The organism is Xanthomonas sp. NCPPB 1128 (genome assembly GCF_001043115.1).
In the GTDB taxonomy this organism is placed as follows: domain Bacteria; phylum Pseudomonadota; class Gammaproteobacteria; order Xanthomonadales; family Xanthomonadaceae; genus Xanthomonas_A.
In genome coordinates, this window is the sequence record NZ_LFME01000030.1 from 51,766 (window position 1) to 68,807 (window position 17,042).

The window sequence follows — 17,042 nt, forward strand, 5'->3', positions numbered from 1 at the left end:
GACGCCCTCGGCACGTTACGTTCCGGTGAGCGCGGCTGCTTTGCCGCTGTCGCCTGCAGACTTTGCCGATTCTGGCGGCACGGGACTGCCATGCCGATATTGCGAGGCGGAGACACCGAAGCGCGCGCGAAACGCCCGCGCGAAGCTGCAGCAGTTGTCGAATCCGCTGGCGGCGGCCACCTCGCCGATCATCATCGTGGTCTCGCGCAGCAGGTCCGCCGCGCGTTCCAGGCGCAGGCGCGCCGACAGCGCCTGTGGGCTTTCCTCGTACAGGCTCTGGAACGTCTTGGACAGATACCAACCGGAGAAGTTGGTCAGTTCGGCCAGTTCGCTGATCCGCACCACGCGGTCGCGATGGCCGTCCAGGTACAGCCGCGCGCGCTGCATGCGCCCGAACACCTGGCGCTTGCGCATCCGCGAGCGCCCGGGACAGCGCTGCACGCGGCGCGACAACTCGCCTTGCATGGACGCCAGATGCAGCAATACCGGCCGCATCGCCAACGCATCGCCGGGCCGCGCTGCCGCCTGCCGCCACAGGCGCAGGGCGGTCCGCGTCTCGCGCAAGGACAGTTCGCCGCGCCCCGCATACAAGGTCTCGTCGGCCATCCGCCCCAAGGCCTTCAGCGCCTCGCTGTCCAGGCTCAGGCCGATGCACAGGCCATCGCGGTCGGTCTGCAGCAGCGGCCGCGAATCGCGTTCGAAGGCCAACCACTGGCCGCGGCGCAGGGCGAAGCGTCCCTCCTTGGCCTCGATCCAGGCACTGCCGCGCAACTGCAGCCAGACCGTGAACGCATTCGCCGACGCCTGCACGCTGGCCAGGCGTGCCGCGCCCAGGCAGGCGGGACCCGCCGGCGCGTCGTCAGCGTCCAGCACCAGTTGTTGTCCATGATCGACCAGAAAAGATTGCCGCATCCGAGCACCTGCTTGACGTAAACCGGTGCGCAGTCTTTGCCGAATGTGGCGGCAGGTCAGGAAGACTTGGCGATATTTGTCCGAATTCGCCACGATGCCATCACGAACAACTTACGAAGCCTAATTCTCCTTTTTGAACAACCAGTTGTGCGAGATCGTGGAGAACCACTCGGGCTGATCGTGGATGCGGATGAAGCCGATCTCGCTGCCGTCCTCGACCGCCAGGGCGACGTAGGCGTCGCCGCTGCGCGGGTCGATGCTGAAGCCGTTGACCGCGCTGAAGTGATCGCGGTCCAGGCACACGCTGGCGTCGAGGCCACCGCCGATCCGTGCCATCCGGCTGGCGCATTCGCCAGTCTGGAACAGGTAATGCACCGCGCCATCGGGGCCGAGCGCCCAACTGCGGTAGCGCCACAACGACGGCAGGTTGTCATCCACGGCACGCACGCTGACCAGGTCCAGGCTGGCATCGGCGCGCCACAGGCCGCTTCTCGCGAGCCGGGTGAACAGGATCTGCCCACTGGTCGGATCGGTGCGGACCTGGGACACGTCCGGCAAGGTCGCCAAGGGCCGCCAGGGCACCGCGCGCCGGTCGTACAACTGCAGGCGGGTGCGCCCGTTCTCGCCCAGCAGCACCAGCAACTGACCGGGATCGGCGGTGTACGACGCCTGCAGCGGTTCGCCAGCCGGCACCGGCAAGGCCGTCACGCTGCCCGACTGCGGACGCACTTCGTAGATCGCCGATCGCCCCTGCGCGTCGCGCCCACTGACCAGCAAGGCCTGGCTGTCGGCCGACCACGACAGCGGCTGCCGGGTCTCCGGCCGCACGCCCTCGATCAGCCGCAACGACGTCGGCTGGCTCACATCGCCCCACCACAGTGCGTAGCTGCCGTCGCGATCGGAGGTGAAGGCGAGCTGGCGCCCATCGGGCGCGATGCTCGGCTGGCCGTCGCGGCCGGTGGACGCGAACAACCGCTGGCGCTCGCGGCGCACATCCGCCGCGCCGGCCGGGATGCGGTACACGGCGAACTGCGGGCGCCGGTGCACGAACGCCAGGCTGCCGCCGTCGCGGGCCAGGCGTGGCGCCTGCGCGTCGCTCAGGCCCAGGTCGCGCAAGCGCCGGGTCTGGGTGTCCAGCCGATACAGCCGGGTCTCGCCATCGACCCGGCGTCCGAACACGATGCCGCGCCCGTCGCGCGCCCAGTCCCAGCCGCGGATCTCGGCGAATTCATGGGTCAGCGGCTCGGCGGTGCCGCCTGCGGCCGGCATCCGCCACAGCCCGCCCATCTGCGGATTGCGCACGAAGGCGATCCACTTGCCGTCCGGCGAGTAGCGCGGCGCGTAGTCGAAATCGCCGGCAGCGACCGGATAGTCCAACGCCCTCCAGCGCCCGCTGCCCAGATCCAGCACGCGGATGCCGCGTGCCGCCGGCCGCCCATTCATGCTGCCGAATACCAGGCCATGGCCGTCCGGCGTCCAGTCGAAGCTCAGCAATTCGCTGTCGTCGCAGCGCGCGACCTCCTGCGCGGGCGCACGCCCGCCGGCCTGCACCAGCATGACCCGGCACTGCCGATCGGCACCGAGCCGGGCGAAGGCGATGCGGGTGCCGTCGGGCGACCAGGCCGGCAGGCGGTCGGACTCGCCGCGGGCCGGGACGCCCAGCGAACGCGGGGGCGTGCTGCCGGCGGCGCCGCTGGTCGGCTGCACCAGCAACTGCGTGCCGTCGCTGCCGGTGGTACGTGCAGCGTAGGCCACCTGCGCGCCGTCCGGCGACAGCGCCGGCTCCAGCTTGAACCCGGACAGCGCGGTGATCAGCCGATAGGGGCGTTTCGGGCTGCCCAGCACGCGCTCCTGCTCGGCGCTGTCGGTGGGCGTCGCCGGATCGCGCGCGAACCACCACCAGCAGGCCAGCGCCAGCACCAGCATCGCGGCCGCACCGGCGGCCGCGGCCAGCCACGACGGCGGACGCCGCCGCGCGGCAGGGGCGACGGACGGGGCAACGGTGACGAGCGTTTCCGCTGCGGCGTCCGTCGCCACGAGCGAGGCCGAGGTCGTGCCCGCCTCGGCCTCGCCATCGGGCAAGGCCTGCACCGGCGCCACCAGGCGGTAGCCGCTCTTGGCCAGGGTCTCGATGTACACCGGCGCCTCGCCACGCACGCCGGCCGCGAAGGCCTTGCGCAACTGGGTGATGGCCTGGGTCACCACGTCGTTGGTCGGCTGCGTGTCCGGCCAGACCTGCGCCAGCAACGCCTCGCGTTCCACCACCTGTCCCGGTTGCGCCAACAACACGCGCAGCACGCCCATCGCCTTGGGCGTGAGCCGTGGCGGCCGGCGCGCGCGCGGCGCGTGCACTTCCCGCAAGGACAGCAGCACCAGGCAATCGCCGACCTGCATCCGTTGCGGAAGCGTCGGTGTGGCGGACGATGGAGAAGACATGTAGGACAACGAAGAAAATGCCGTGACGAAAGTGTCGCAAATGCGGCGACGACGCAGCCGCGTGTGGCTCTGCAACGAGGGCCAACGAGCAAACTCGGCAAAACGAGGCAGCGGATGCCGCCAAGCGCGACATGTCACCGGATTCTACTCTAGTCATCGCCGCCGCCAACCGCGACGACGCATTCAGGCTCTCTCTCCGCCGACGAAATTCACATAATCGCTCCATGACTGCGCGCCTTTTGGCGCGCTTTTTTTACATCCCGTTCAGCGCTGCATATTTCGTGTGACGCTCAATCCAATCAGGCGCGAGACCACCAGCGCGATATACATCACGCCGGCGAACTGTTCGATCATCACCAGCGCCCGCGCGAACGGCTGCACCGGCACCACGTCGCTCAAGCCCACGCCCGAGAGCACGCTGAAGCTCAGATACAGCAATTCCATCCAGGTCCGCGGCGAGGCCGCATCCACCGCCGCAGTGAAGCTGCCCGGCAACCATTGCTGGCACGCCGCGAAGACGAACGCGAAGGCCCACGCCAGCAGCGTGAAGGTAGCGCCGGCGGCATACAGTTCGTCGCGGGTCACCACGTGGTCCTGCAGCATGTAGGCGATCAGGCTGCCGGCGGTATAGAAGTACAACAGGCTTTCCAGCAGTTGCGCCCAGGCGGTCATCGCCGGATTGCCGAGCAGGGCCGCGGCGATCGACAACGCCACCGACGGCAATGCCAGGCAACAGGCGATCCACAGCGCCGTGGGTCCGCGGTTGACCACCCAAAGCGCGAGCGCCAGCACCACGATGCCGAATGCACCGAACAGCGCGCGACCGGCGGCGGTGTCTTCCATCCATGGATACAGCAGCACGCCCAGCAGTTGCACAGCGAGCAACAGCGCGGACGGATGGCGACGCAGCGCGAACGCATAGCGCAGCATGAGACATTCCCTGTGGCGACAAGCGCGCATCATAGACGCGCGTGCGGCTTGCCTCCGTCGTGATGACGTCGGACGCAAGCCGCCCCTGTCATGGGTGCGCGTGCGCGACAGGTGCGGCATCGCACAAGCCGCACGGCCAACTCCACGTTGACCGTGGCGGTGGCCGCATGCGGCGCCGTCCAGCGTCCACTCACTCGGGGCGATACACCTGCGCGCCTGCCGCCAGGAACTGCGCCGACTTCTCCGCCATGCCGGCCTGCAGCGCCGCTTCCGCATCGACCCCGTGCTCGGCCGCGTAGTCGCGCACGTCCTGGGTGATCTTCATCGAACAGAAGTGCGGCCCGCACATCGAGCAGAAGTGCGCCAGCTTGTGCGCGTCCTTGGGCAGGGTTTCGTCGTGGAACTCGCGCGCCTTCTCCGGATCCAGGCCGAGATGGAACTGGTCGTCCCAGCGGAACTCGAAGCGCGCCTTGGACAAGGCGTTGTCGCGCACCTGCGCGCCGGGGTGGCCCTTGGCCAGATCTGCGGCATGCGCGGCGATCTTGTAGGCCATGATGCCGTCGCGCACATCGGCGCGGTTGGGCAGGCCCAGATGCTCCTTCGGCGTGACGTAGCACAGCATCGCGGTGCCGAACCAGCCGATCATCGCCGCGCCGATCGCCGAGGTGATGTGGTCGTAGCCCGGTGCGATGTCGGTGGTCAGCGGCCCCAGCGTGTAGAACGGCGCCTCGCCGCACTCCCGCAGTTGCTTGTCCATGTTCTCCTTGATCAGTTGCATCGGCACGTGGCCGGGGCCTTCGATCATGGTCTGCACGTCGTGCTTCCAGGCGATCCTGGTCAACTCGCCCAGCGTCTCCAGTTCGCCGAACTGGGCAGCGTCGTTGGCGTCGGCGATGCAGCCCGGGCGCAGGCCGTCGCCCAGCGAGAAGGCCACATCGTAGGCCTTCATGATCTCGCAGATCTCCTCGAAGTGGGTGTAGAGGAAGTTCTCGCGATGGTGCGCCAGGCACCACTTTGCCAGGATCGAGCCGCCGCGCGAGACGATGCCGGTGACGCGCTTGGCGGTCAGCGGCACGTAGCGCAGCAGCACCCCGGCGTGGATGGTGAAGTAGTCCACGCCCTGTTCGGCCTGCTCGATCAGGGTGTCGCGGAAGATCTCCCAGGTCAGCTCCTCGGCGCGGCCATCCACTTTTTCCAGCGCCTGGTAGATCGGCACCGTGCCGATCGGCACCGGCGAGTTGCGTACGATCCACTCGCGGGTCTCGTGTATGTGCTTGCCGGTGGACAGGTCCATCACCGTGTCCCCGCCCCAGCGGATCGCCCACACCAGCTTCTCCACTTCCTCGGCGATGCCGGAGCTGACCGCGCTGTTGCCGATGTTGGCGTTGATCTTGGTCAGGAAGTTGCGGCCGATGATCATCGGCTCGCTTTCCGGATGGTTGATGTTGCACGGCAGGATGGCGCGCCCGCGGGCGATCTCGGCGCGCACGAACTCGGGCGTGATCTGCTGCGGAATGGCGGCGCCGAACGCCTCGCCGGGATGCTGCGTGCGCAGTTGCGCATCGTGCAGTTCGTGCAGGCGCTGGTTCTCGCGGATCGCCACGAACTCCATCTCGGGTGTGACGATGCCGCGCCGTGCGTAGTGCATCTGGGTGACGTTGGCGCCATCGCGGGCGCGCCGCGGCAGGCGCCGCGTCGGGAAGCGCACCGCCTGCAGGCGCGCATCGTCCTCGCGCGCGCGGCCGAACTGCGAACTCAGCCCGTCCAACACCACGCTGTCGCCGCGCTCGGCGATCCAGGCCGCGCGCAGCGGCGCCAGGCCGGCGCCGAGATCGATCCGCGCCTGCGGGTCGGTGTACGGCCCGGACGTGTCATAGACGGTGATGGGGGCATTCTCCTCGCCGCCGAACACGGTGGGCGTGCGGGTCAGCGCGATCTCGCGCATCGGCACCTGCAGGTCGGCGCGGGAGCCCGGCACGAAGATCTTGCGCGAGCCGGGGATCGGGCGGGTCACCGCCGCGGACAAGGTGTCGGTCTGCTGCTGCAGCGGATTGGGTACGGCGTTCATCGGCGTTCGTCCTGGTTCAAGTGACCCGCGAGGAACGCGGGACGGGTGCGAGCGGACTCGCATCTCGGACGAAGCGGCGGCGCGGGCCCGCCACGGACGCACACGCGCCCGCCGCGGACTTGCGAAGCTTCCCTACGCCGGTATCAACCGGATCAGGTTCGAAGGGACTGTCTCAACCGCGGCCTGCGCCGGCGGTACCCCCGCTTCTGCGGCTATTAGACCCGTTTCCGCCGCTGGCCGCCAACCGGCGCGGCTGAACGTCGGCACAGCCGCCATGCGGATGTGTCAGCACCGCCACACGCCGCCCCGCCGGCGACAAACCGCGGCCACGTGGCCGGCCTAGCCTGCACGCACAAGAATCAAGGCTCTCTCTCATCGCCGTCGGCCCTGCCGGCGGCATTTTTTTTGCCTGCGCGCCACGCTCACTCGAGCACGTAGGCCACGCGCAAGCCGCCCCAGTGGCGCCCGCGCACCTGCACCGGCACCGACAGGTCGAACAGGATCTGCCCGGTATCGCGCCGGTACACCTGCAGCAGGTACGGTTCGGTGTGGCGGCCGACGTTGCGGCCGACCCGGTCGCTGAAGATGCGCTTGGTGCGGTTGCCGACCAGATCGCGCGCACGGTCGCCGCTGAGCGGCTGGCTGAAGCGCAGGTTGTGGGTCGGCACATAACCGTCGACGTTCGCGCAGATCGCGAACACGATCCATGGATGCGCGGCCAGCAGCGGCTCCTGCAGCGGCGGCAGCAACGCGTCGCACAGCGCATCGAAGGCGGTACGGTACTTGGGCGGGTCGATGCCCGGGATCGGAACGTACTCGGTGGCGAACAGCGCATCCTCGGCGATGCGCCCACGCGCCAGCGCTGCCTCGAACGCCAGGCCGATGCTGGCGGCGGCAGCCTGGGCCAGATCGCGCACCCGCGCATGCCGCGGCTGGTGCATCGGATCGGCGGGCAAGCGGAACAGGTTTACGCAGTCGTGCAGGGTGTCGCTGCCGGCGGCCAGGTCGGCACTGCGCTGCACCACGCGCGCGGCATGCTCCAGGTTGCTGCGGCTGAGCCCGACCACGTGCTCGACGGCCCGGTCGATACCACCGATCTCCCCGCTCTGGGTGGCGATGCGGCCGGCCACCGCGTCCATCGCCGCGCTGGCGCGGCCGAGCAGTTCGCCGATGCCGCCCAACACCTGTTCGGTGCGCTGGGCCGAGGCCGCGCTCTCCTGCAGCGCGGTACCGGTCTCGCCGATGATGCCGCGCACGTCGCGCGCCGCGGTGGCGGCACGTTCGGCCAGTTGCCGGATCTCGGTGGCGACCACTGCGAAGCCGCGTCCGGCGGGGCCGGCGTGCACTGCTTCGATACTGGCGTTGATCGAAAGGATATTGGTCTGGAACGCGACCGCATCGATCACCTCGATGACCTGGTTGGCGCGCGCCGAGCGTCGCGCCACTTCCTGCATCGCCTGACCCAGGGTGCGCGCCGCCTCCACGCCCTGGCGTGCGCTGTCGTCGGCACTGGCCGCCACCGCGATCACCGCGCGCAGGTCGCGGTCCATCTCGTGCAGGCCCTGCAGCAGTTGCCGGGTGGTGGCGAGCACCGTCTGCAGCGCATCCAGTTGGGTCTGCGACTGCCGCGCCAGTTCGTCGTTCTCGGCCACCACGTGCGGCACTTCGGCGGCGATCTGCAGCGACAGCGCCACCGCCTGGCGGATCGCCTCGGCCAGGTTGCCGAATCCGGCGGACAGGCGCCGCCCCGGCATCGCCTCGGTCTCCTGCGCCGACAGCGGCGTCTGCAGCCCCAGATCCAGATCGCAGCCGGTCAGCCGCTCGCCGACCCGCTCCAGCAGCGCCTGCGCCGCCGTGCCTTCCTGGATCCGTTGCGCCAGCGCCTGCAGCGCCGGACTGATGGCGCCCTGCCCCTGGCCGGCACTGAGCAGGGCGACGTCGCGCAGCAGCGCGGCGGTTTCCGGATGCGGCAGCGACAGCAGCCAGCCCTGGCCGCCGCGATCGCGGTCGCGCTGGTAGCGCACGCGGCGTGTGGGGTCGGCACCCGGCGCCAGCCAGCTGCCTTCGGCGCCGACCAGGGCGGTCAGCGGCAGCCCCCAGACTGCCTCGCTGGCGGCACCGAGCAGGGCCTGCGGCGTCACCCCCAGCAGATCCACGGCGGCGCGATTGGCTGCACTGATGCGGCCGTCCGGTTCCAGCCGCAACAGGGCGATCGGGGCATCCGGCAAGCCGGCGGCGGGCACGGCATCGGCGTCCGGACTGCGTGAGAACAAGGCCATCGTCGTCTCCCTCGGTGCTGCGCCCATGGTATCGGCTCCCGCCTTGCGCTCGCCGTCACGGCCGCCGCAATCGGAATCACCATCATGCGCCGCGGCGTGCCCGGCAGACACGACCACGACGCCGCCATGACGCCGTCTTCGCGAGGATCCGATCACGCAAGCCCCAGTCCGACGCGCGATCGGGTGCCGAACGCCAGGCGTGGCGCGAACTGGCGGCGCGCCGGCACCGCGGTCGGCCGCGACAGTCCACAGCAAACGCGTCGGCGTCGGCGTCGGCATCGACCTCCCTGCCCGCCTGCGCGACTGCCAGCGCGCGCTACCCGTTCCACGACCGGAGACGCTCCACATGGTGTTCCGCATTTCCATCGCCCTGGTGGCCCTGCTGGTCCTGATCGCCGGCATCGCGCCTGGGCCATTCAACACGGTGGTGCAGGCGGCGCTGGTGGAGGTCGTGCGCGGCGCCGGCTGGATGTACCTGCTGATCGTGTTCCTGACCTTGAGCTTCCTGCTGTATCTGGCGTTCGGCCGCTTCGGCAACCTGCGCATCGGCGGCGAAGACGCCGAGCCGGAGTTCTCGCGCGGCAGTTGGCTGTCGATGCTGTTCGCCGCGGGGATGGGCATCGGCCTGGTGTTCTGGGGCGCGGCCGAACCGATCTCGCATTTCCTCGAGCCGCCGGAGGGCCTGGCGCCGCAGAGCATGGAGGCGGCGCGCGCGTCGATGCGCTATGCCTTCTTCCACTGGGGCCTGCATCCCTGGGCGATCTACGGGCTGATCGGCCTGGCGATGGCCTGGTTCCAGTACAACCGCAACGGCCGCGGCCTGGTCAGCGACATACTGCAGCCGGTCATCGGCCGCCACCACCGTGGCTGGATCGGGCAGAGCGTGAACATCGCTGCCGTGGTCGCCACGGCGGTCGGCGTGGCGACCACGCTGGGCTTCGGCACCATCCAGATCGCCGCCGGCCTGCAGCGCGTGTTCGGCGTGCACGCCGGCATCCCGGTGCAGATGGCGGTGATCGCGGTGGCCTTCGTGCTGTACATGGCCTCGACCAGCAGCGGCGTGGAGCGCGGCATCAAGTGGCTGTCCAACGTCAACCTGGTGCTGGCGGCGCTGCTGCTGGCGGCGGTGCTGGTGCTCGGCCCCACCGGCTTCATCTTCGACACTTTCACCACCACGCTGGGCGCCTACCTCAACCAGCTGGTGACGATGAGCCTGCGCATGTCGCCGTTCTCCGGCAGCCGCTGGGTGGCGGACTGGACCATCTTCTACTGGGCGTGGTGGATCGCCTGGGCGCCGTTCGTCGGCGCGTTCATCGCCCGCGTCTCGCGCGGCCGCAGCGTGCGCGAATTCGTCGTCGGCGTGGTATTGGCGCCGACCCTGCTGGGCTTCCTGTGGTTCTCGGTGTTCGGCGGCACCGCGCTGTGGTCGCAGTTGTTCGGCCACGTCGACATGCTGCAGGCGCTGCACAACGGCTACGAGACGGTGCTGTTCACGCTGTTCGACAGCCTGCCAGGGTCGCTGCTGCTGTCGAGCGCGGCGCTGTTGCTGCTGATGATCTTCTTCGTCAGTTCCGCCGACTCGGCAGTGCTGGTGCTGGCCAGCATGTCCACCGACGAGGCCGGCGACCCGCCGCTGTCACGCAAGCTGGTGTGGGGCGTGGCGGTGGCGCTGATCGCCGCGGTGCTGTTGCTGGCCGGCGGCCTGGATGCGCTGCAGGGCATGATCACCATCGCCGCGCTGCCGTTCGCGCTGCTGATGGTGTTGGTGATCGTGTCGCTGTACCGCGTGCTCGATGCCGAATCCAACCGCCAACGCCGCCAGGCGCAACGCGCCCGGCACATGATCGAGGCCTGGATCGCGCGCGAACAGGCGGCGCGGGACGCCACCGGCGATGAGGCGGCAAGCGCGCAGGAACCACGCTGATCGCAGGCGCCGCTCGCAGCCGGCCGCGGCATTGGGCCGCCTGCACCGGCGCGCCGGCCGGCGTCAGTAACCGGCGGCCTGCCCGTCCTTGCGGCTTTCCGAGGCGCCGTAGTACACGCCGCTGTCCGGGTCGCGGGCGATCGCCTGGTAGCCGCCGTAGGGACCGTCGGCGAAGATCACCCGGTGGCCCTTGCGCATCAGTTCGCGGATGGTGTCATAGGAAAACCCGGTTTCCAGGTTCAGTTCGCCGCCGTCGCGCATGGCCGTGGCCTGCCCGGTCGGTTCGGTGGAGCCTTCGTGCTGGATGCGCGGTGCGTCGCCGGCTTCCTGCAGGTTCATGTGGAAGTCGATCAGGTTCATCAGGATCTGCACGTGGCCCTGCGGCTGCATCGCCCCGCCCATCACCCCGAAGCTCAGCCACGGCTTGCCGTCCCTGGTGACGAACGCGGGAATGATGGTCTGGAACGGGCGTTTGCCCGGCGCGTAGCCGTTGGGATGGTCCTTCTGCAGCACGAACATCTCGCCGCGGTCCTGCAGGATGAAGCCCAGCCCCGGCGGCGCCATGCCGCTGCCCATGCCGCGGTAGTTGGACTGGATCAGCGACACCATCATGCCGTCGGCATCGGCGACGGTCAGGTAGATGGTGTCGCCCTCTTCCAGTTGCTTCGGCGTGCCCGGCTGCACTTCCTTGAGCGCGCGGTCCATCGAGATCAGCGCGCGCCGCTGTGCGGCGTAGTCCTTGGAGATCAGCCGCGCCAGCGGCGCCGGCTGGAACGCCGGGTCGGCGTAGAACCGCGCGCGGTCGGCGAAGGCCAGCTTCTTGGCCTCGGTGAACAGGTGCACGTGCTCGGCCGAGCCGAACGGGATCCTGGAGAAATCGTAGCCTTCCAGGATGTTGAGCATCTGCAGCGCGGCGATGCCCTGGCTGTTGGGCGGTAGTTCCCACACGTCGTAGCCGCGGTAGTTGGTGGACACCGGCTCGACCCATTCGCCGTGGTGGCTGGCCAGGTCCTCGTAGCGCAAGAAGCCGCCATTGGCCTTGAAGTAGGCATCGATGGTGCGCGCGATCGGCCCCTTGTAGAACGCGTCGCGGCCGCCATCGGCGATCTGCTGCAGGGTGTTGGCCAGGTTCGGGTTCTTCCACAGCTCGCCCTTGCGCGGGGCACGGCCGTCGAGAGTGAACTGCTCCTTGAAGCCGGGGTACTGCGACAGCCGCGGCACCGAGCGGTCCCAGTAGTAGGCGATGGTCTCGGCCACCGGATGGCCGTCGCGGGCGTAGCGGATCGCCGGCGCCAGGTTTTGCGCCATGCTGCGGCGGCCGAAGCGTTCATGCAGCGCGAACCAGCCATCCACCGCGCCGGGCACCGAGACCGGCAGCGGGCCGGTGGCCGGGATCTCCTTCAGCCCGCGGCGCTGGAATTCGGCCAGGGTGAGCGCCTTCGGCGAGCGGCCGGAGCCGTTGTAGCCGTACAGCTTCTGCGTCTTCGGGTCCCAGACGATGGCGAACAGGTCGCCGCCGACGCCGTTGCCGGTCGGCTCCATCAGCCCCAGCGCGGCATTGGCGGCGATCGCCGCATCCACCGCCGAGCCGCCCTCGCGCATGGTCTCCAGCGCGATCTGCGTGGCCAGCGGCTGCGAGGTGGCGGCCATGGCGTGCGGGGCGATTACTTCCGAGCGGGTCGCGAACGGCTGGCCGGTGATGCGGTCGGCGGCCTGCACCGGCAGCGAGGTCGCCAGCGCCAGCGCGAGCGCCAGGCGCGCCAGGGAAGGAAGCGAAACGGACATGCGCGGCTCTCCGGAAAACAGGGGACGCCCACCGTACCCGAGTGCGGCCAGCGCCGCCGCGCACGTGGGCACATCGCGTCATCGACAACCGCAGGATTTCCGCGCAATTGGCGCTATTCGTCGCCTGCGCCACCTCCGTTTCATGCGTAACCATGCAGCGCTGGCGCGGCTTTCGGCACATTCGCCCACGCAGGCCCGCAACACAGTTGACAGTCGCGCAAAGCCCATGGTTATCTCGCTGCATGTTGCAGCGCCACACCCGCCCGAAGTCGACCCTCCAGCCCGCCGCCTTGCGCGCGGACGCTGCCGCGTCGCTCCTCGTACTCGTGCTTATTACCTCGCCCACAAGTGCGGGACGAACCGGCGTGTAAGCGACAAGCAGCCAGGATTCGATCAGACCCCGCACCGGCAACGGCGCGGGGTTTTTCGTTTCAGTGACCGCAAATGCAAGAACCCCCTCCACTCCAACACCGTTCAAGGACATCCGCCCCATGACCAGTTCCGCCCAGCCCACCACCAAGATCGCCATCGTCGGTTACGGCAGCCAGGGCCGCGCGCACGCGCTGAACCTGCGCGAGTCCGGCTTCGACGTCACCATCGGCCTGCGTGCCGGCGGCCCGACCGAAGCCAAGGCGCAGGCCGACGGCTTCGTGGTGAAGAGCCCCGCCGAGGCGGTCAAGGACGCCGACCTGGTCGCGGTGCTGACCCCGGACATGGTGCAGAAGAAGCTGTACGAGGAGGTGCTGGCGCCGAACATGAAGCAGGGCGCGTGCCTGCTGTTCGCGCACGGTCTGAACGTGCACTTCGACATGATCAAGCCGCGTGAGGACCTGGACGTGGTGCTGGTCGCGCCGAAGGGTCCGGGCGCGCTGGTGCGCCGCGAGTACGAGATCGGCCGCGGCGTGCCGTGCATCTGGGCGGTGTACCAGGACAAGAGCGGCAAGGCCGAGCAGTTCGCGCTGGAATACGCCGCCGGCCTGGGCGGTGCGCGCGCCAACCTGATCAAGACCACCTTCAAGGAAGAGACCGAGACCGACCTGTTCGGCGAGCAGGCCGTGCTGTGCGGCGGCGCCTCGTCGCTGGTGCAGGCCGGCTTCGAAGTGCTGGTGGAAGCCGGCTACCAGCCGGAAATCGCCTACTACGAAGTGCTGCACGAACTGAAGCTGATCGTCGACCTGTTCTACGAAGGCGGCATCACCCGCATGCTCGAGTTCGTCTCCGAGACCGCGCAGTACGGCGACTACGTCAGCGGCCCGCGGGTGATCGACGCGGCGACCAAGGAGCGCATGCGCGACGTGCTGACCGACATCCAGAACGGCACCTTCACCAAGAACTGGGTGGCCGAATACGACGCCGGCCTGCCGAACTACAAGAAGTTCAAGCAGGCCGATCTGGACCACCCCATCGAAACGGTCGGCAAGCAGCTGCGCGCCAAGATGGTGTGGCTCAACGGCGACGCCGCTGCCGCACCGGCCGCCGGCGGCACCAAGGCCGCGTAATCCGCGGCTCCCCCACCCGCTTCCACCGAAAGGTCGCCACCGTATGAACTCCTCCGCTCACGGCACGCCCCGCAACGGCGCGCGCTGGCTGACGCAGGCCCTGGAAGCCGAAGGCGTGGACACGCTGTTCGGCTATCCGGGCGGCACCATCATGCCGTTCTACGACGCGCTGGTAGACAGCCAGCTCAAGCACATCCTGGTCCGCCACGAGCAGGGCGCGGCGCTGGCCGCCAACGGCTACGCCCGCGCCAGCGGGCGGGTCGGCGTGTGCGTCGCCACGTCCGGCCCGGGCGCCTCCAACCTGGTCACCGGCATCGCCGATGCGATGCTCGACTCGGTGCCGATGATCTGCCTGACCGGACAGGTCGCCACGCCGCTGCTGGGCACCGACGCGTTCCAGGAGCTGGACGTGTTCGGGCTGACCCTGCCGATCGTCAAGCACAGCTTCCTGGTTCGGCACGTGGACGACCTGCCGCAGGTGCTGCGCGACGCGTTCCGCATCGCCCGCGAAGGCCGTCCGGGACCGGTGCTGATCGACCTGCCCAAGGACGTGCAACTGGCCGATGCCACGCATCTGCCGGCGCACGTGCCGGCGGCGGTGCCGACCCCGCCGGCGCCACAGGACGCGGTGCTGGCCGAGGCGCTGGCGGCGATCGCCGGCGCCGAGAAGCCGGTGATCTACGGTGGCGGCGGCATCGCCCTGGGTGATGCGGTGGAGGCGTTCCGCGCGTTCGTCGACACCACCCGCATCCCCACCGTGCTGACCTTGCGCGGCCTGGGCGCATTGCCGCATGCGCACCCGCATTACCTGGGCATGCTCGGCATGCACGGCACCCGCGCCGCCAACATGGCGGTGCAGGAGTCGGACCTGCTGATCGTGGTCGGCGCGCGCTTCGACGACCGCGCCACCGGCAAGCTCGCCGAGTTCGCGCCGTTCGCGCGGGTCATCCACCTGGACGCCGACGCCTGCGAGATCTCCAAGCTGCGCCAAGCCGACATCGCCGTGCCCGGCGACGTGGCGCAATCGTTGCGCGCGCTGGCCGCGGCGACCAGCACCTGTGAGGCCTGGCACGCGCGCTGCGTCGGCCATCGCGAGAAGTTCGGCGCGCGCTACGACGCGCCGGGGCAGGACATCTATGCGCCCGGCCTGCTGAAGCGGCTGAGCGAACTGGCCCCGGCCGACACCGTGATCGCCTGCGACGTCGGCCAGCACCAGATGTGGGTCGCCCAGCACTGCCGCTTCAACCACCCGCGCAACCACCTGACCAGCGGCGCGCTGGGCACCATGGGCTTCGGCCTGCCGGCGGCGATGGGCGCGCAGTTCGCCTGCCCGGACCGCACCGTGGTGCTGGTCAGCGGCGACGGCAGCTTCATGATGAACGTGCAGGAGCTGGTCACCATCGCCCGCTGCAAGCTGCCGGTGAAGATCGTGCTGCTGGACAACAGCTCGCTGGGCATGGTGCGGCAGTGGCAGGAACTGTTCTTCGCCGAGCGCTACAGCGAGATCGACCTGTCCGACAACCCGGATTTCGCCGCACTGGCGCAGGTGTTCGGCATCCCGGCCAAGCGCATCACCGCGCGCGGCCAGGTCGAGGACGCGCTGGCCGAACTGCTGGCGCAGCCGGGCCCGGCACTGCTGCACGTGGCCATCGACGCACGCGCCAACGTGTGGCCGCTGGTACCGCCGAACACCGCCAACAGCACCATGCTGGAAAGCAATCCCGCTGCCCAGCGCCAGGAGACGACACATGCGTTACCAGCTTGACCTGGTGCTGAAACCGATCGACGGCGCGCTGCTGCGCGCGATCGGCATGGCCGAACGCCGCGGCTTCGCGCCGATCTCGATCAGCGGCGCACCGGTGGCCGAGGACGCCGGCCGCTGGCACCTGCAACTGGTGGTGGACGGCAACCGCCCCGGCGAGACCCTGCGCCTGCAGATGGAGAAGGTCTACGACTGCGAGTCGGTGCGCGTGACCGCGCTGGATGGGGTGGTATGAGGCGGCCGGGACCCGGGGCCCGGGACCCGGGATCCGTGGCGGTCGCCGCGGGCGTCAGGCGCAGCGCGAGACGCGCGAAAGCCAGGGCTGCACGGAGGTGTCTTCTTCCATGGAGGTCTCTTCTCCGGGAACCCGCTTTTCCCGGGTCCCGGGTCCCGGGCCCCGGGTCCCGACTGCATGTCTAACATCCCCGCCCCGCAGGAGCCGGATGTAGGCCACGTCGCCGTCAGCGTGGCCGACGTGCTGGCCGCGCAGGCGCGGCTGCGCCGCTACCTGCCGCCGACGCCGGTGCATTACGCCGAGCGCTTCGGCGTCTGGCTGAAGCTGGAAAACCTGCAGCGCACCGGCTCCTACAAGGTCCGCGGCGCGCTCGACGCGCTGCTGGCCGGGCTGGAACGCGGCGACGAGCGCGCGGTGATCTGCGCCTCCGCCGGCAACCACGCGCAGGGCGTGGCCTGGGCCGCGCACCGTCTGGGTGTGCAAGCCATCACGGTGATGCCGCACGGCGCACCGCAGACCAAGATCGCCGGCGTCGCCCACTGGGGCGCCACCGTGCGCCAGCACGGCAACAGCTACGACGAGGCGTTCGCCTTCGCCCGCGACCTGGCCGAGCAGAACGGCTACCGCTTCCTGTCCGCCTTCGACGATCCGGACGTGATCGCCGGCCAGGGCACCGTCGGCATCGAGCTGGCCGCGCACGCCCCGGATGTGGTGATCGTGCCGATCGGCGGCGGCGGCCTGGCCTCCGGCGTGGCCCTGGCGCTGCGCTCGCAGGGCGTGCGCGTGGTCGGCGCCCAGGTCGAGGGCGTGGATTCGATGGCGCGGGCGATCCGCGGCGACATCCGCGCCGTGGATCCGGTGCCCACCCTGGCCGACGGCGTCAAGGTTAAAATCCCCGGGTTCATCACCCGCCGGCTGTGCGCCAGCCTGCTCGACGACGTGGTGATCGTGCGCGAGGCGGAACTGCGCGAAACGCTGGTCCGCCTGGCGCTGGAAGAGCACGTCATCGCCGAGGGCGCCGGCGCGCTGGCCCTGGCGGCCGGGCGCCGCGTCGCCGGCAAGCGCAAGTGCGCGGTGGTGTCCGGCGGCAACATCGACGCCGGCGTGCTGGCGACGCTGCTGTCGGAGGTGCGCCCGCGCCCGCCGCGCAAGCCGCGCCGCCGCAGCGCCGAGCGACTTCGCAGCCAACGTCCCGCACCACCCGCTCCCGCC

11 protein-coding genes and 1 riboswitch are annotated in these 17,042 nt (G+C 69.8%); of the genes, 5 read left to right on the top strand and 6 right to left on the bottom strand.

Annotated elements, in window-relative coordinates; translation table 11 throughout:
* Positions 1-15 precede the first annotated feature (15 nt).
* From ACP93_RS16685 to ACP93_RS16705, 5 genes are all read right to left on the bottom strand, one after another.
* Positions 16-912 carry a helix-turn-helix transcriptional regulator gene (locus ACP93_RS16685; RefSeq protein WP_048491794.1) on the bottom strand — a complete coding sequence of 299 codons (897 nt, stop codon included), beginning with the start codon at positions 910-912 and terminating at the stop codon, positions 16-18.
* 120 nt (positions 913-1,032) lie between these two features.
* On the bottom strand, positions 1,033-3,348 hold the full coding sequence (locus tag ACP93_RS16690) for a winged helix-turn-helix domain-containing protein (RefSeq protein ID WP_048491795.1): 2,316 nt from the start codon (positions 3,346-3,348) through the stop codon (positions 1,033-1,035).
* Between the two features lie 264 nt (positions 3,349-3,612).
* The gene (locus ACP93_RS16695) at positions 3,613-4,278 is read right to left on the bottom strand and encodes an ion channel (RefSeq protein ID WP_048491796.1); all 666 of its coding nucleotides are present in this window, start codon (positions 4,276-4,278) and stop codon (positions 3,613-3,615) included.
* Positions 4,279-4,468: 190 nt separating this feature from the next.
* Positions 4,469-6,346 carry a phosphomethylpyrimidine synthase ThiC gene (thiC, locus tag ACP93_RS16700; RefSeq protein ID WP_048491797.1) on the bottom strand — a complete coding sequence of 626 codons (1,878 nt, stop codon included), beginning with the start codon at positions 6,344-6,346 and terminating at the stop codon, positions 4,469-4,471.
* Between the two features lie 111 nt (positions 6,347-6,457).
* Positions 6,458-6,558: riboswitch (TPP riboswitch) on the bottom strand.
* A gap of 210 nt (positions 6,559-6,768) precedes the next feature.
* Complete coding sequence (locus tag ACP93_RS16705; RefSeq protein ID WP_048491798.1) at positions 6,769-8,625, bottom strand: methyl-accepting chemotaxis protein; 1,857 nt, start codon at positions 8,623-8,625, stop codon at positions 6,769-6,771.
* A gap of 346 nt (positions 8,626-8,971) precedes the next feature.
* On the opposite strand from ACP93_RS16705, the gene ACP93_RS16710 reads away from it, so the two are divergent.
* Positions 8,972-10,549: a BCCT family transporter gene (locus ACP93_RS16710; RefSeq protein WP_048491799.1), complete on the top strand. Its 1,578-nt coding sequence runs from the start codon at positions 8,972-8,974 to the stop codon at positions 10,547-10,549.
* A 63-nt stretch (positions 10,550-10,612) separates the two neighbouring features.
* On the opposite strand, the gene ggt is transcribed toward ACP93_RS16710, so the two are convergent.
* A complete protein-coding gene (ggt, locus tag ACP93_RS16715; RefSeq protein ID WP_048491800.1) occupies positions 10,613-12,334 on the bottom strand; it encodes a gamma-glutamyltransferase in 1,722 nt (573 codons plus the stop codon).
* A gap of 491 nt (positions 12,335-12,825) precedes the next feature.
* Here ggt and ilvC point away from each other — a divergent pair, with 491 nt between their 5' ends.
* The 4 genes from ilvC to ACP93_RS16735 all read left to right on the top strand — a co-directional run.
* Positions 12,826-13,833, top strand: a complete 1,008-nt coding sequence (gene ilvC / locus ACP93_RS16720) for a ketol-acid reductoisomerase (protein WP_048491801.1) — start codon at positions 12,826-12,828, stop codon at positions 13,831-13,833.
* Positions 13,834-13,876: 43 nt separating this feature from the next.
* Entirely contained in the window at positions 13,877-15,598 is a 1,722-nt protein-coding gene (gene ilvG, locus ACP93_RS16725; protein ID WP_048491802.1) for an acetolactate synthase 2 catalytic subunit, read from the top strand.
* Positions 15,582-15,830, top strand: coding sequence for an ACT domain-containing protein (locus ACP93_RS16730; RefSeq protein WP_017910519.1), 249 nt, complete (start codon positions 15,582-15,584; stop codon positions 15,828-15,830). The genes ilvG and ACP93_RS16730 overlap by 17 nt, the downstream gene beginning before the upstream one ends.
* Before the next feature lie 177 nt (positions 15,831-16,007).
* The coding region (locus ACP93_RS16735; RefSeq protein ID WP_048491804.1) for a threonine dehydratase at positions 16,008-17,042 on the top strand (1,035 nt) is incomplete at its 3' end.